Consider the following 14798-nt stretch of genomic DNA (forward strand, 5'->3'; position numbering starts at 1 on the left):
GAGGGAGTCCTCGGTGACGGCGCCTGCGCGCCGTCGTCCGCCGTCGCACTGTCGGCACGGCAGGACCACCCCCCGGGGGAGAGTCGGTCGGCAGTGTACGGGAAGGCCCCCACGAGGGCGCAAACGAGCCGCCGCGGCGATGTTGTCCCCGCTGTTGTCCCCACCGGACGCGTGGCTTCGGTCCTCGATCGCTGCGCGAGTGGGTACGGTGACGCTCGATGAGCGCCATCCGCCAGCGCACGAGGATCGACAGGGAGGCCGAGGAATCGGCGCTCTCGCCCGCCGCCACGCGCTCCCATGGGGCCGGGGACCGGCGCGAGCCCGAGGAACCCCACGAGTTCCGAACCTGCTTCGAGCGCGACCGTGACCGGATCACCCACTCCAAGGCGTTCCGTCGCCTCAAGCACAAGACCCAGGTGTTCATCAACCCGTCGGGCGACCACACCGTCACGCGGCTGACGCACACCCTGCAGGTCGCCCAGGTCGCACGGTCCCTGGCCGCCAACATGGCCCTGAACGAACCCCTGGCCGAGGCGATCGCCCTCGGCCACGACGTGGGGCACACCCCGTTCGGCCACATCGGCGAGGACGCCCTGGCGCAGTTCTTCGACGACGGCTGGGTCCATTCCTCGCAGTCGGTCCGCATCTTCGACGTCCTCGAGCCGCTCAACCTGACCGAGCAGGTCCGCGACGGGATCCTGCGCCACCCGTGGAAGGTGCAGCCGCCGCCCACCACCCCGGAGGCCATGTGCGTGCGGTTCGCCGACCGCATCGCCTACCTGACCCACGACGTGCTCGACGCGATCCGCGCCCACGCCATCGCCCCCGGCGACCTGCCCGCCACCGTGACCGCCACCTTCGGCGAGCCCGGCTCGAGCTGGATCGGCCTGCTGATCAGCGCCGTCGTCCAGCGCTCGCTGGAGGTCGGGACGGTCCAGATGGACCCGGCGGTGCTGCCCGTCATGCACGAGCTGCGCGCGTTCATGTTCGAGCGCGTCTACATGGGCCACGACCAGCAGACCCACACCCGGGCGGCCAAGCGGATCGTCACCGAGCTCGTGGAGTTCCTGCTCGAGCACCCCGAGCACATCACCGACACCTACACCGATCCGGACGCCGACCGGATCACCCAGGTGGCCGACTTCGTGGCCGGCATGACCGACCGCTATGCCCTCGCCCTGCACGATCGCTGGTTCCGCCCGCGGCTGTTCGACGTCGGTGTGCTGCCCCCCGTTCCGACCGCCCACACACCGGGTCCGAGCCCTGCGCGCTGACAACAGAAGATGCGCCGAGGCTCGCGGCCTGATACCTCTCTAGGCACTCATGGCCAAATCACTTGTCATCGTCGAGTCGCCCGCGAAGGCGAAGAAGATCGGCGGAATCCTGGGCTCCGACTACGTCGTCGAGTCCTCCGTTGGTCACATCCGAGACCTCCCGGCCAACGCCGCGGAGGTGCCTGCCGAGCACAAGGGCAAGCCGTGGGCGTCGATGGGGGTGGACACCGAGAACGACTTCGAGCCCGTCTACGTCGTCAACCCCGACAAGAAGAAGACGGTCTCCACGCTGCGCAAGCTGATGAAGGACGCCGACGAGCTCGTCCTCGCAACGGACAAGGATCGCGAGGGTGAGGCCATCGCCTGGCACCTCCTGGAGATCCTCAAGCCCAAGGTCCCCGTCCGGCGCATGGTGTTCGGCGAGATCACCAAGGCCGCGATCGAGGAGGCCATCGCCAACACCATCGACCTCGACACCCGCCTCGTCGACGCCCAGGAGGCGCGGCGCATCCTCGACCGGCTGTACGGCTACGAGCTGTCGCCGGTGCTGTGGAAGAAGGTCAACCCCGGCCTGTCCGCCGGTCGTGTCCAGTCCGTCGCCACCCGCGTGATCGTCGAGCGCGAACGCGAGCGCATGGCGTTCGTCTCCGCCGACTACTGGGACCTGGCAGCGAAGCTGCGCAAGCCCGACGCCGACGACGCCGTGGCGGGCAACGCCCCGTTCGACGCGACGATGATGGCCCTGGACGGCAAGAAGCTCGCCTCCGGACGCGACTTTGCCCAGGACGGGACCCTGACCAGCCGTGAGGTCGAGCGCCTGGACCAGGTCCGTGCCGAGGCGCTGGCCGACGGCCTCGACGGGACCGACTTCACCGTGTCCTCGGTGGAGACCAAGCCGTACCGCCGCAAGCCGCCGGCACCGTTCTCCACCTCCACCCTGCAGCAGGAGGCCGGCCGCAAGCTGCGGTTCTCCACCCAGCGCACCATGCAGGTGGCGCAGCGGCTGTACGAGAACGGCTACATCACCTACATGAGGACCGACTCCACGATCCTCTCCGACACCGCGCTGCAGGCGGCGCGCACCCAGATCACCGACATGTTCGGGCCCGACTACCTGCCCGACAGCCCCCGGATCTACGCCAAGAAGTCCAAGAACGCCCAGGAAGCGCACGAGGCCGTGCGCCCTGCCGGTGAGACCTTCCGCACACCCGAGTCGCTCAAGTCCGAGCTCGGTGCGGAGGAGCGCAAGCTCTACGAGCTGATCTGGATGCGCACCATCGCCTCGCAGATGCCCGACGCGGTCGGGCAGACCGTGTCGGTCAAGCTCGACGCGACCGCCACCAGCGGCCAGCTGCAGGGCGCGACCGCGACCTTCTCCGCGAGCGGCCGCACGATCACGTTCCCGGGCTTCCTGCGGGCCTACGTCGAGGGCTCCGATGACCCCGACGAGGCCCTGGCCGACCGCGAGACGTTTCTGCCCCCCATGGAGGAGGGCGACGTCCTGTCGGTCGACGAGGTCACGGCCGACGGGCACTCCACCAAGCCCCCGGCCCGCTACAACGAGCCGAAGCTGGTCCAGAAGCTGGAGGACCTGGGCGTCGGTCGCCCGTCGACCTACGCCTCGATCATCTCCACGATCATCGGGCGTGGCTACGTGTGGAAGAAGTCCGGCGCGCTGGTGCCGTCCTTCACCGCCTTCGCCGTGGTGACGCTGCTGGAGCGGCACTTCTCCCACCTCGTGGACTACGAGTTCACCGCACGGATGGAGAACGACCTCGACGAGATCGCCGCCGGCAACGCCGACCGCGTGCCGTGGCTGTCGGGCTTCTACTTCGGTGGTGATGGCCGCGACGGCCTGCACGACATGGTCACCCACCGGCTGGACGAGATCGACGCCGCCTCGATCAACTCCATCCCGCTGGGCCAGGACGAGGCCGGCGAGACGATCGTGGCCCGCGTCGGGCGGTACGGCCCCTACCTGCAGCGCGGCGACGACACCGCGTCGATCCCCGACGACCTGGCGCCGGACGAGCTGACGATCGAGAAGGCGCAGGCGCTGCTGGAGGCGCCCAACGACGACCGCTACCTGGGCGACGACCCCGAGACCGGCAAGCCCGTCGTGGCTCGCAACGGCCGCTTCGGCCCGTACGTGCAGCTGGGCGACCCCGCTGACGGCAAGCCCGAGAGGACCGGGTCGTTGTTCTCCACGATGTCGCTGGACACCATCGAGCTGTCCGACGCGCTGAAGCTGCTGAGCCTGCCGCGTTCCCTCGGCCCCCACCCCGAGGACGGCGAACCGATCATGGTGCAGAACGGGCGCTACGGGCCCTACCTGAAGTGGGGCAAGGAGACCCGGTCGCTGGGCAGCGAGAACGAGCTGTTCACCATCACCATCGACGAGGGGCTCAAGCTACTGGCGCAGGAGAAGAAGAGCGCCCGCGAGCGCGCCAACCCGGTGCTGCGCGAGATGAGCGCCAAGGACCCCATCTCCGGCGGCGACCTCTCGATCCGCAACGGCCGCTTCGGTGCCTACGTCACCGACGGAGAGGTCAACGCGTCCCTTCGCAAGGGCGACACCATCGAGGACCTGACGCCCGAACGCGCTGCCGAGCTGCTGCAGATGCGTCGCGAACGCATGGCCGCCAAGGGCACGAAGCCCAAGAAGAAGGCAGCCAAGAAGAAGGCCACGAAGAAGAAGGCGACCAAGAAGACGGCCAAGAAGGCCACCAGGAAGACGGCCAAGAAGGCCACCAAGAAGGCGACGAAGTAGGCCACGACATCGCGCGCCTCCGGCGCGACCACGACCAGCTGACCACCGGCCACGACCGTGGTCGTACGGTCAGTGACCGTCCGGAGACGGTGACCTACGCTGGACGCACGCCTCTGCGCAGGGGCGCCCCCCGTCATGCCGAGCGACCCCTCCTCCTTCCTCGATCGTCCCCATCACGATGATGATGCCGACGACGCAGCTGCCCCGTCGACGGGGTCGGCCTACAAGGCCCTGCTGTCCAACCGGAACTACCGGCTGTGGTTCGCCTCGTCGTTCATCTCCGCACTGGGTGACTGGATCGGGTTCGCCGCGCTGACCGCGCTGGTGCCGGCCCTGGAGGGCGCCAACGCCCAGGCCGGCCTGTTCGCGCTCGGCACGCTGCTGATGATGCGGCTGCTGCCCAACGTCATCTTCGGGCCGCTGGGCGGGGTCATCGCCGACCGGTACGACCGCAAGCGGCTGATCGTCATCACCGACATCGCCCGCTTCGGCCTGTTCCTGGCCGTGGCGGTCACCGACGACATCGTCGCGCTGTTCGCGCTGACGTTCGTCGTGGAGATCTTCAGCGTCGTGTTCCTGTCCGCGAAGGACGCCTCGATGCCGTCGGTGGTGGAGGACAAGGCCCACCTGAGCGAGGCCAACCAGCTCAACCTGCTGGTCAGCTACGGCACCCTGCCGCTCGGTGCCGCGTCGACGTTCATCATCGCCGCGCTGGCAAGCACGTTCGACGGGGTCCTGCCGGAGGGCACCGACCCACTGCGCGTGGCCCTGGTCGTCGACGCGATCTCCTACCTGTTCAGCGCCTGGCTGATGGCCCGGGTCGACCTGCCCGGCGAACGGGAACGCCGCGCCGAAGCGGCCGAGGCCGACACCAACGTCCTGCAGGAGCTCCGCGACGGCCTTGAGTTCATCCGCGGGTTCCCGCTGCTGCGGGCGCTCATCTCCGGCATGGTCGGGGTGTTCTTCGGTGCCGGCCTGATCGTCAGCCTCGGCTCGCCGTTCGTGCAGTCGACGCTGGGACGCCCCGAGTCGGACTGGACCCTGCTGTTCACCCTCGTCGGGGTTGGCCTCGTGGTCGGCATCGCCGGGGTCGTGCCGTTGATGCGCCGCTTCGACCAGGAGAAGTCGTTCACCGGCTTCCTGGCTGCCGTCGGCATCATCTCCGCGGTCACCGCGCTCGTGCCGACCTTCGCGCTGGCCCTGCCGCTCGGCTTCGCGCTGGGCGCGGCCGCTGGCGTGGCGGTGGTGCAGGGGTACACGCTGCTGCACGAGCACACGATCGACGAGACCCGCGCCCGCACGTTCGCGCTCTTCTACACCCTCACCCGTGTCGCCCTGCTGCTGTCGTTCGTGATGGGCCCCTACGTGGCCGGGTCGATCGAGGGACTGACCCCGCTGTCGGGCATCCGAACGATGTTGCTCGCGGGCAGCCTGGTGGCGGCGTGGTTCGGTGTCCGTGCCCGCGTGGCCATCGGCCAGATGAAGGCCGAGGATGCCGACCGCGTGACGATCACGCCGACGGTCCCGCGCCAGTACGCCGGGTTGTTCATCACCTTCGAGGGGGTCGAGGGGGCCGGCAAGTCCACCCAGATCCGCCTGCTCGCCGAGCAGCTGGAGGCCGAGGGCCACGAGGTCGTGGTCACCCGCGAGCCCGGCGGCGCCCCGATCGCCGAACGCATCCGCAAGCTGGTCCTCGACCCCAACGTCGAGGACATGGGTGACCGCACCGAGGCGCTGCTGATCGCCGCCGCCCGCGCCGACCACGTCGACAAGCTGATCCGCCCGGCGCTCGATGCCGGCAAGGTCGTGCTGTGCGACCGCTTCGTCGACAGCTCGCTGGCCTACCAGGGCCACGCCCGCGGGCTGGAGGTCGCCGACGTCCGCGAGGTCAACAAGTGGGCCATCGACGGCGTGAACGCCGACGCCGTCGTGCTGCTGCGCCTGGACCCCCGGGAGGGCCTGCGCCGCGTCGAGGAGCGGGCCGAACGCAACCGTGCCGAGGCCAAGCGGTCGCTGACGGGCAAGGTCTTCGAGCTGCCCGGGACCTTCACCGAGCAGGTCGCCAAGGACCGCATGGAGGCACAAGGGCTGGACTTCCACAAGCGGGTTGCCCGCGGGTTCCTCGACCTGGCCCGCCAGGACCGCCGCCGCTACGTCGTCGTGGACGCCACCGCCGACAGCGAGGTCGTCGCACGGCAGGTGCGCGCCGGCCTGAACCGCTGGCTGCCGCTGCCCGTCGACGACGTGCTCGTGGACCGCGAGGTCGACCTGACCGACATGCGCGAGGCCGACGACGGGACGGGCGGCAAGCCCTCCTCCGCCTGAGCGCCGATCGTCCCTACAGGATCGTCAGCATCGACCAGACGGCGATCCCGACGACAGGGGACGCGACGAGGAGCAGGGCGATGACCTCGATCGTGCGCTGGCGGACGGTCAGGGGCACGTCGGCGTGGGTGGTGATGTCCATGGGAGATGGGTCTCGTGGGTCGACTGCGGGACGGGGGCACTCATTGCCGCTCCGGGGTGTCCCCAAACCCAACCCGCAGTGCGGGTTCGTCACAGGGGCCCGGTAGCCTCGGGGTCCTCATGGCGCACGACACCGACATCTGGGACATCCCCGCGCAGGACAAGGCCACCTCGGTCCTGTCGCGCGCGGCTGCCCGTGGCGACATCGGCCACGCGTGGGCCTTCGTCGGCCCGCCCGACGTCGGCCAGGAGCAAGCTGCACGGGCGTTCGCCGCGGCCGCCAACGACGCCCTCGACGACCCGATCCTGCTGGGCCGGTTCATGCGCGGCGCCCATCCCGCCTACCGCGAGTTCGTGCCGACCGGCGCGTTCCACCGCAAGGAGGACGTGCACGGCCAGTGGCTGGAGGCCGCCAACTCCACGGTCAAGGAGGGACGCGTCAAGGTCCTGCGGATCGTCGCGGCCGAGCTGATGAACGACAACGCGGCCAACGCGTTCCTGAAGGCCCTGGAGGAACCGCCGCCGGGGACGGTGTGGATCCTGGACCTGGCCGACCCCGAGGAGGTGCCCGACACGATCCTGTCGCGGTGCCGGGTCGTGCCGTTCGCCGCGTGGACCCTGGACGGACTGCTCGGCCTGGCCGGTCAGCTGGGGCTGGAGGGTCCCGACGCGGCTTTGGCCGCACGGGTGGCCATGGGGTCGCCGACGACGCTGCGGCGGCTCGCGGACCCCCAGGCCCTGGAGGACTTCCGAACGCACCGGCACTGGGTCAGCCGGGTGCGGGCCGACGGCCCGGGCTACGCGCTGCAGGCCACCGCCGCGCTCAAGGACGAGGTGAAGCGGCGTGGCAAGGCGATCGACCTGGAGGGGGCCGAGGCGCTGGAGTCCCTGACCGAGCTCTACGGTGACCAGCCGCCCCGCCCGGTCGTCAAGGAGCTGGAGGAGCGGTACAAGCGCCTCTCGCGTGCCGAGCAGACGATCACCATCCAGCAGGCGCTCGACGACGTGGTCACCTGGTGTCGCGACGTGGTCGTGGTCGCCAGGGGCGGCGACAGCGGGGCCGTGCGCAACATCGACGCCATGGCGGCGCTGCGCGAGGACGCCGAGACGTTCTCCGTGGCGACGCTGCTGGACGTCTGCGACACGGCGCTGCACACCCGCGAGGCCATCGAGGTCAACGTCAAGTGGGACCTGGCGATCGAGGCGTTCCTCCTGGGGGCTCACGCTCGGGCGCTGGCGGGCTGAGTCGGCGGCTCGACGCACGTCCCACCAACACGTCGCGTAAGGACGCACTACTCAGCGACGTACCCGTCGGCAAGAGCTGAACGGGAGTCATGCCATGGGCTGGAAGCGTCGTCCGGTCGCCGCCACGGTGATCCGAGTCCTCGTCAGGGTCGCGCCGCTGGGGGTCAGCGCGGCGATGGTGGCGCTGCTGTGGCGGTCGCCCGCACCGTCGGCGGGGGTCGGGACCGTGGTGCTGCAGGCGCTGGCGCTGGCGGTGGTCGTCGTGGCGACGTTCGTCGTGGCTCGGAAGGTGGCGATGCTGGCCCTGCCGCTGGAGGCGCTGTACCGGCTGGACCTGGCGTTCCCCGAGGCGCTGCCCAGCCGGTTCAGGCTGACCCGGCGGGTCAACGCCCAGCGCACGCTGGAGGCCCGTGTGGCCAACGCCAGGGTTGCCAGCCAGGGGGCCGACGTGACCGCGGCGGCCGAGGCCGTGCTGGAGCTGCTGCTCGCGCTGGACCGCCACGACCGCCGCACGCGCGGTCATGCCGAACGCGTCCGGGTCTTCACCGACGTCCTGGCCATCGAGCTCGGGCTGTCCAAGGAGGACCGCGACAAGCTGCGATGGGTGGCGCTGCTGCACGACATCGGCAAGCTGCACGTGAGTCCGGCGCTGCTGAACAAGCACGGAGCCCCCGACGACCTGGAGTGGCAGGTGCTGCGCGCCCACCCGGACGCCGGGCGGCTGCTGCTCGGTCCGCTCGGTGAGTGGCTGCAGCCATGGAGCGACGGGGTTGCCCAGCATCACGAGCGCTGGGACGGCCGGGGGTACCCGCGCGGCCTGCGTGGGCCGCAGATCTGCCGCGAAGCGAGGATCATCACCCTGACCGACAGCTACGAGGTGATGACGGCCCCGCGCAGCTACAAGCCGGCGATGACGCACGCGCAGGCGTTGGAGGAGCTGAAGGCCCACTCGGGCACCCAGTTCGACCCCGAGATGGTGCGCGCGTTCATGGCGATCCCGCTCCGTCGGATGCGGCCGACCCTCCTCGGCGTCGCCCTGCCCCCGTTGGCCCGCGCGTCGATGGACCTGGCCCGCATGCTTGGTGGAGCAGGGACGCCGCAGGTCAGCACCGCCAAGCAGGTCCTGGTGGGCGGCGCGGCGGTGTCGGTTGCCGTCATGGGGGCCGGCACGTCCTTCCCGCCGGTACCGTCGGCCTCCGTTGACGCCGTTGTCGCCACCGTGCCCCGCCCGCCGGACCTGTCGTTGGCGCTCGAGGACTTCCTGGACGGGGAGCTGCGCGGCGACGAGACGGAGCGGCGGGACATTTCGCCCCTGAGCCCTCGGGTGTTCGAGGTCGGGGCCCCGGCGGGATCCGGGGACACCGCGGCCCCCGTTGCCCCCGAGGACGACGCGGCACCCGAGGAGCTTGCGTTGCCGCCGCCGGAACCCGATGGCGCCGCGTCCGAGGTGCCGATGCCGCCCGACCCCGACCCCGCGCCGCCTGCCAGCCCTGCGGGATCCGGTGCCGGACCTGCCGCGGCGTCAGCAACCCAGCCGGCGGCCGCGTCGGACGCGGCGGATGCGCCGCCACCCGGGGCGAGCGCATCAGCCCCGGCGGCCCCCGAACCGGCGCCGCCCGACCCGCAGCCAGAACCGGTCCAGTCCGAGCCCGTGCAGTCGGAGCCCGTGCAGTCCGAACCCGTGCAGTCCGAGCCCGTGCAGTCCGAGCCCGCCCAGTCCGACCCCTCGGGGACGGCGCCCGCCGAGGACCATCGCCCGGACGATGACGATGACTGGGACGACGACGATGACTGGGACGACGACGACGACGGCTGGGATGACGACGACGGCGGGGATGACGAGGACTGGGACGACGACCGTCGTCAGGGTGGGCACGGCCATCACCAGGGTCACGGGCACGGCAACGAGCACGGTCGCGGCAAGGGGCACGACCGCCACGACTGAGGACTGCCGGGACGGCGGCTGGTGCTTGGTCAGCGCACCCGTCGCTGGTCGGTCAGCTCGGCAGGGTCATCGTGGCCGGCGTAGGCGCGCCCAAGGCGGTTGATCATGCCTTCGACATCGTGTTCCTCGGCCATGTCGGTCCGGACGAGGCTCCCGACGTCGTCGGTCAGGTCGATGCGCAGCGGCCCCTCGGAGCGGAGCGCCTGAAGGACCTGCTCGTCGGTGGAGTCCACACGCAGGATCCAGCCCCGTTCGACGGCCATGGGCTTGGTGGAGACCGTGGCTCCCAGGTAGCCACCGGCGAGCCAGCCGACCACGCCACCGCCGGCGGCGCCGATGAACAGCGCGAAGAAGACGCGGGTGCCGAGGTCGGTATCACCCCACCCGATGAAGGCGAAGGGGAGCAGCAGCAGGGCGCCGACGGCGGCGGCGACGAGGGCGAAGAACGTGGAGGACTTCGCGGCCTGCCCGGTCATCGGCGGGGTCGCAGGCATCGGGCCGGAGTGGCTGGCCTCGGCCTGTTCTTCCGCGACCTTGGAGGCCTTCACGTCGGCGGATTCCTCGACATGGACGGCAGCGGCCCCGACGATGTCGGTCACGGCGCCCTCGGCCCGCGTGGCGGAGGGCTGGTCGGGATAGACGGCGAGGGTGCGTGTCGGAGTCATGCAGTTTTCCCTTCCCGAGAACGCCGGGTCCGACACATCGTCGGACCTCCGGTCACCGGTCGCCGTGGTGGCATCCCACGGTCAGGCCGGGCCCGTTCAGGCCGGGCCCGTTCAGGCCGGGCCCGTTCGGACCGGGCCCGTCAGGTCGGGCCGGCCTCGAGTTGTGCAGCTCGGCCAGCACGAGGGCCGAGGTGCACCGAAGCCTCGGCGTTGTGTGCAGTTCGGCCGGCTGGGCGGCCGAACTCACCATCGGGCACGGTCAGGCCGGGCCGGCCTCGAGTTGTGCAGCTCGGCCAGCACGGGGGCCGAGGTGCACTGGAGCCTCGGCGTTGTGTGCAGTTCGGCCGGCTGGGCGGCCGAACTGACCATCGGCAACGGTCCGACCGGGCCGGCCGGGCCGATCGGCCGGAGAGGCTGGGCTCAGTAGAGGCTCGGCGCGGCCATGTGGTCGTGCCGCATCATCAGGTAGCTCGCGCGGGCCGAGGCAAGCGAACCGCGCGGGTGGTTGCTGGCGGTGTCGCGTTCCCAGACCAGCTCGTGGGTGGAGAGGTCGCTGACCTCGGCGAGCTTGCCGAAGAAGTCCTTGAACGGCACGTCGCCCTGGCCGACGTCGCAGATCCCGTCCATGGGGTAGGGGGCGTGCGTGACGTTCATCGGGGTGACCTGCTGACCTGCAACCCGTTCGTTGGCCAGCGCCCGCCCGTCCTTGACGTGGAAGATGGGGAACCGCTCCGGCGCGGGCAGGACGAAGTCGGCGGGGTCGAACAGGAGGCCCTGCGCGGACATCGCCGTGAAGCACGCCCAGTAGAGGTCCATCTCGAAGAACACCAGCTCGGGGTCGGTGTGGGCGAGCAGGACATCGAGCGCGAGGTTGCCGGGGGAGTCGAGGACCGGGGTGTAGGGCTCGGGGTGCATGTGGACGTAGAACCGCACGCCCTCCGCCGCGCACTGGGCGCCGAAGGTGTTGAACTCCTCGGCGGTCTGCGTCCACGCGTCGGTGTGGACGCCGTGGATGTTGGTGATCAGGCTGATCCCCGTGTGGGGCAGGCCCAGGTCGACCGCGGTCCGGAGGGACGCGCTGTCCATGACGGCGTGCTGGCCGACGGGATGGATGCCGAGGTCATCGAGCATCGTCCGGGCCTCCGCCGCGGTGGCGCCGCCGAGGCCAGCGAACTCCACGCCTCGGTAGCCGATCTCGGCCAGGGCGGTCAGGACCGGTCCGAGGCCCCGGCTGCTGATCTGGTCGTTGACGGAGTACGTCTGCACGCCGATCCGGCTGGGCGGCAGGTTCGTGCCGACCTCGTCGGTGAGGTCGGCGTCGGGATCGGGCTCGGTGCACTCGGGCGGGTCGACCTCGTCGGCCCGTGCGCGCCCCCTGCCGAGGGCGACGGCCGCAACGGCACCCGAGCCTGCGCCGAGCATCCCGCGCCGGCTGAGGGTCTGCGTGGATCGACTGACGTCCATGGCGTGTTCCGTTCGGCTCGATGTCGGATGGGCCTGCGCCCACCGCGGTATCTCGCCGTTCGTACAACGAACTCCTGCTCTCAGTGCTCGTGGGCGGGTTCAGCCCGCGCCTCGCGGTCAACTGGCCCGATCCGCGGTGGGCCGCTACCCTGATCGTCCGCCCGGTGCGCCGGGCCCCAGCCGGGTTAGCTCAGTCGGCAGAGCGATTCACTCGTAATGAATAGGTCCGGGGTTCGATTCCCCGACCCGGCTCCAGAGAACGTGCAGGTCAGGGATCTGCCCGTTGGACAGGCCCTCGGCGGCCAACGCGACGACGCGCCGCTCGGCCGGCGTCAGCCGGTCCCGGCCTGCCTCGTCGCTGCCCAGATGGCCGACCGGCACGTCGGTGCTGCCAGCGGTGGCCGTTGCCGCCGGGATCAACTGAGGGGGTCGTCCTCCAACACGCCGGTCAGGTCGGGGATCCGGTGAGGCGCAGGAGGGGCGGGGGAGCCCAGTCCGGCCAAGCTGCGTGTTCGGCCACGCCCCGGTCGAAGGAGGCCACGACCTGTGCCCGGTCGCGGGAGTTGTCGTAGAAGATCGCACGGTGGCAGGTCGGAACCGCGGCGGCCACCAGTGGCCACAGCCGCTCGAAGCGCGGCTGGAGTTTCTCGGGTGGCACGGTGTGCCCGCCGGCCAGCGTCCGCTGCTCGACACGGGCGATCGAGAGCTCCAGCGGGACCATCACGACGTGCAGGACCACGTCGTATCCGGCATCGCTGGCGAACTGGACGAACTCCACCTTCGAGGTGTGGGAGAACACGGTCTCCGTGGCGAAGTCCAACCGGGCCTCCACCAGCTGCCGTCGGGTGTCATCAGCGATCCGTGCGGCGGCGTAGGAGTTGCCTTCGGGGTCCTCTGGCCACCGTTGCGCCGCGATGACGTCAGCGTTGACAAGCGGCAACCCCGGCCGCAGCGACCCGATGACGCGCCGGAACAGCGTGGTCTTGCCTGCCCCGTTGGGGCCAGCAAGCAGGTCCAGGCGACTCACCCGTTGCTGACGGTCCCGTCGGGGGCGGTCCAGACCAGGTGGCCGGATTCGTCCACGGTGACGGTCGTGACGCCGTCGGCACGGGCCATCTCGGCCAGCGGTGTCATGGCAACAGCCCGCTCGATGTTGGCGTCGATGCGGGCGTGGGCGATCACCCGTTCATCAGCCGACAGGTCATCGAACTGGCCGGCGCCTGCCACCACAGCGTCCAGCCGTCGCTGGTCGACCCCGGTCGCCGCAGTGACGCGCCGGCCGACCGCAGCCCAGTAGTTGACCTGCTCGGCAGTGGACCTGTGGGCGCGCAACGCCGCAGCCTCGGCCGCGTCGACCAGGTCGCTGTTGATCCTGACAGACTTTGCTGTGGACATCGCACCTCACCTCACATGCCATTCTGCCACGGTTGTGGCAAACTGCCACACGGCGACGTCCGTAGATCCTTATGAAGCCGGCAAGGTCGCCGGGAGTGGCCGGAGTATCGCGGGTTCGATGGCACGCCCGTACGAGCCTGCCGGGTACGCGTGGATGGCTTACGAGACGGGCTGCGCGTCGTCGGACGTCCACGGCAGCGTGCAGGCCTGGTCGAGGTCGAGCACGGTGATGAGACGGCCCGTCCCCACGTACTTCGACACGCACACCGCCAGGTCGACCAGCCCGTCGTCGCCCAGACCCGCCTTCAGCCCGTCGCACAACGCGTCGTCGACGGAAGTGGGGTCGGTGCAGAAGCGCTCCGCGAAGTCGAGGGCCAGCCGCTCGAGGGGGTCGAACGCGTCGCTGGACGCCCACCCCTCCACCAGAGCGAGTTCATCCTCGCTGACGGGCGCGCCGGGCATCCGGTAGGTCGTGCACCGCTGACAGCCGTTGATCTGCGCGATGCGGTAGCGGACGAGCTCGTGAAGCCGCGCGGGCAGCTCGCTGCGCGCCACCACCGCGTTGAACTGACCGATCACCTCGGCCATCGCGGGGCGATGCGCGAGGGCCCGTCCGGCCTCCGGTCCGACCGACCGGCGGAACCGTGCCGCGGCCTCCTCGCTCAGCAGTGCGACCCTCGGCATGACTGGAACTCCCCGGGCGGTGACTCGCCCCATCGGTGGGCCCGACCCGGACCGGCCGAACCATGACAATGATGAACATAGTCCCGCCGGCCCAAAGCCTTCAACCCCCGGTGGAGTCGACGTTCAGTCCCTGCCCTGCCAGGTGCACACGCAGGCGCGGTTGCCCTGCGCGTCGGCCAGGACCCAGAACGACGGCGCGGCCTCGTCGGAGACGAGGGTGCCGCCGGCGGCCAGTGCGCGGGCGATCCGATCCTCGGCGGTCTCGACCGGGACACGCACGTCGAGGTGCCAGCGCTGGGCCGGCGGGTCGGTCGGGTCGGTGTGCTGGAACCACATCGTGGGCAGCAGTCCGTCGGGGTCGTGGACCTCGTCGCCGTCGACCTCCAGGTCCAGCAGCGCCGCCCAGAACGGGGCGACCTCGGTGTGGTCGTGGGTGTCCAGCGCCCACTCGACCGCCTTCAGCGACGCCGGGTCGGCGGTGACGCCGTGCGCATTCGCGATCTCGCTGATCCGCCGGGCCAGCCGGACGTCGCGCATCGTGACCCCACCCACGTCGTGGCTGGTCAGCCGGACCTCGACCAAGGGATAGGTGAGCGTGACGTCGGGATGGTGGTTGGCCGCCTCCGCGGCCTCGCCGATGTCGTCGACCAGCGCCAGGCCCCTCGCGAAGCCACCCGTGTCGAACCGGGCGTGCAGGCGGCTGAAGAGCATCCGCCAGTCCTGCAGTCCCTCCGCGCCGACCGCGGCGGCGGTCAGGATCGTCCGGTCATCGCCCATGTGTGCCTCCTCGGCGTGGTCTCGTGGCTCACCCTACGAGGACTGTCGGTCCCGCGTCGCGCCAGTGTCCGCTGCGGACGACCTCGGTCGACGACCGAACGCATCCGTGCTGG

At 70.7% G+C, this 14798-nt stretch carries 12 protein-coding genes and 1 tRNA gene; 6 read left to right on the plus strand and 7 right to left on the minus strand.

Annotated features, from left to right (window positions below; translation table 11 throughout):
- Window positions 1-218 precede the first annotated feature (218 nt).
- The 3 genes from CUC05_RS09880 to tmk all read left to right on the plus strand — a co-directional run bounded on the left by CUC05_RS09880 (window position 219) and on the right by tmk (window position 6369).
- Window positions 219-1274: an HD domain-containing protein gene (locus CUC05_RS09880; protein ID WP_108665933.1), complete on the plus strand. Its 1056-nt coding sequence runs from the start codon at window positions 219-221 to the stop codon at window positions 1272-1274.
- A gap of 49 nt (window positions 1275-1323) precedes the next feature.
- Complete coding sequence (topA, locus tag CUC05_RS09885; protein WP_108665934.1) at window positions 1324-4044, plus strand: type I DNA topoisomerase; 2721 nt, start codon at window positions 1324-1326, stop codon at window positions 4042-4044.
- 135 nt (window positions 4045-4179) lie between these two features.
- Window positions 4180-6369, plus strand: a complete 2190-nt coding sequence (gene tmk, locus CUC05_RS09890) for a dTMP kinase (protein WP_108665935.1) — start codon at window positions 4180-4182, stop codon at window positions 6367-6369.
- A 13-nt stretch (window positions 6370-6382) separates the two neighbouring features.
- On the opposite strand, the gene CUC05_RS25860 is transcribed toward tmk, so the two are convergent.
- Complete coding sequence (locus CUC05_RS25860) at window positions 6383-6511, minus strand: hypothetical protein (protein ID WP_276308891.1); 129 nt, start codon at window positions 6509-6511, stop codon at window positions 6383-6385.
- Between the two features lie 119 nt (window positions 6512-6630).
- On the opposite strand from CUC05_RS25860, the gene CUC05_RS09895 reads away from it, so the two are divergent.
- Both CUC05_RS09895 and CUC05_RS09900 read left to right on the plus strand, forming a co-directional pair.
- Window positions 6631-7755 carry a hypothetical protein gene (locus CUC05_RS09895; protein WP_170127972.1) on the plus strand — a complete coding sequence of 375 codons (1125 nt, stop codon included), beginning with the start codon at window positions 6631-6633 and terminating at the stop codon, window positions 7753-7755.
- Between the two features lie 94 nt (window positions 7756-7849).
- Window positions 7850-9700: an HD-GYP domain-containing protein gene (locus CUC05_RS09900; protein WP_108665937.1), complete on the plus strand. Its 1851-nt coding sequence runs from the start codon at window positions 7850-7852 to the stop codon at window positions 9698-9700.
- A gap of 29 nt (window positions 9701-9729) precedes the next feature.
- Here CUC05_RS09900 and CUC05_RS09905 read toward each other — a convergent pair whose 3' ends face one another.
- Window positions 9730-10365 carry a hypothetical protein gene (locus CUC05_RS09905; RefSeq protein WP_108665938.1) on the minus strand — a complete coding sequence of 212 codons (636 nt, stop codon included), beginning with the start codon at window positions 10363-10365 and terminating at the stop codon, window positions 9730-9732.
- 420 nt (window positions 10366-10785) lie between these two features.
- Window positions 10786-11829 (minus strand): sugar phosphate isomerase/epimerase family protein, encoded by a 1044-nt coding sequence (locus CUC05_RS09910; RefSeq protein ID WP_108665939.1) that lies wholly within the window; start codon window positions 11827-11829, stop codon window positions 10786-10788.
- Window positions 11830-12008: 179 nt separating this feature from the next.
- On the opposite strand from CUC05_RS09910, the gene CUC05_RS09915 reads away from it, so the two are divergent.
- A tRNA-Thr gene (locus tag CUC05_RS09915) sits at window positions 12009-12084 on the plus strand.
- Between the two features lie 193 nt (window positions 12085-12277).
- Here the strand turns inward: CUC05_RS09915 and CUC05_RS09920 are convergent.
- The 4 genes from CUC05_RS09920 to CUC05_RS09935 form a co-directional block, all read right to left on the minus strand.
- Window positions 12278-12856 (minus strand): ATPase, encoded by a 579-nt coding sequence (locus tag CUC05_RS09920; RefSeq protein ID WP_108665940.1) that lies wholly within the window; start codon window positions 12854-12856, stop codon window positions 12278-12280.
- Window positions 12853-13224, minus strand: a complete 372-nt coding sequence (locus CUC05_RS09925; protein ID WP_108665941.1) for a TA system antitoxin ParD family protein — start codon at window positions 13222-13224, stop codon at window positions 12853-12855. The genes CUC05_RS09920 and CUC05_RS09925 overlap by 4 nt, the downstream gene beginning before the upstream one ends.
- A 159-nt stretch (window positions 13225-13383) precedes the next feature.
- Window positions 13384-13908: a carboxymuconolactone decarboxylase family protein gene (locus CUC05_RS09930; protein WP_157965417.1), complete on the minus strand. Its 525-nt coding sequence runs from the start codon at window positions 13906-13908 to the stop codon at window positions 13384-13386.
- A gap of 123 nt (window positions 13909-14031) precedes the next feature.
- Entirely contained in the window at window positions 14032-14685 is a 654-nt protein-coding gene (locus CUC05_RS09935) for a VOC family protein (RefSeq protein WP_108665943.1), read from the minus strand.
- Window positions 14686-14798 lie beyond the last annotated feature (113 nt).

Origin of the sequence: Euzebya rosea, from assembly GCF_003073135.1 — a bacterium.
Classification (GTDB): domain Bacteria; phylum Actinomycetota; class Nitriliruptoria; order Euzebyales; family Euzebyaceae; genus Euzebya; species Euzebya rosea.

What these genes read in the sequence shown, in the direction of transcription:
- CUC05_RS09880 (WP_108665933.1), top strand. Translation starts at nt 219, where the DNA reads ATGAGCGCCATCCGCCAGCGCACGAGGATCGACAGGGAGGCCGAGGAA.
- topA (WP_108665934.1), top strand. Translation starts at nt 1,324, where the DNA reads ATGGCCAAATCACTTGTCATCGTCGAGTCGCCCGCGAAGGCGAAGAAG.
- tmk (WP_108665935.1), top strand. Translation starts at nt 4,180, where the DNA reads ATGCCGAGCGACCCCTCCTCCTTCCTCGATCGTCCCCATCACGATGAT.
- CUC05_RS25860 (WP_276308891.1), bottom strand. Translation starts at nt 6,511, where the DNA reads ATGGACATCACCACCCACGCCGACGTGCCCCTGACCGTCCGCCAGCGC.
- CUC05_RS09895 (WP_170127972.1), top strand. Translation starts at nt 6,631, where the DNA reads ATGGCGCACGACACCGACATCTGGGACATCCCCGCGCAGGACAAGGCC.
- CUC05_RS09900 (WP_108665937.1), top strand. Translation starts at nt 7,850, where the DNA reads ATGGGCTGGAAGCGTCGTCCGGTCGCCGCCACGGTGATCCGAGTCCTC.
- CUC05_RS09905 (WP_108665938.1), bottom strand. Translation starts at nt 10,365, where the DNA reads ATGACTCCGACACGCACCCTCGCCGTCTATCCCGACCAGCCCTCCGCC.
- CUC05_RS09910 (WP_108665939.1), bottom strand. Translation starts at nt 11,829, where the DNA reads ATGGACGTCAGTCGATCCACGCAGACCCTCAGCCGGCGCGGGATGCTC.
- CUC05_RS09925 (WP_108665941.1), bottom strand. Translation starts at nt 13,224, where the DNA reads ATGTCCACAGCAAAGTCTGTCAGGATCAACAGCGACCTGGTCGACGCG.
- CUC05_RS09930 (WP_157965417.1), bottom strand. Translation starts at nt 13,908, where the DNA reads ATGCCGAGGGTCGCACTGCTGAGCGAGGAGGCCGCGGCACGGTTCCGC.
- CUC05_RS09935 (WP_108665943.1), bottom strand. Translation starts at nt 14,685, where the DNA reads ATGGGCGATGACCGGACGATCCTGACCGCCGCCGCGGTCGGCGCGGAG.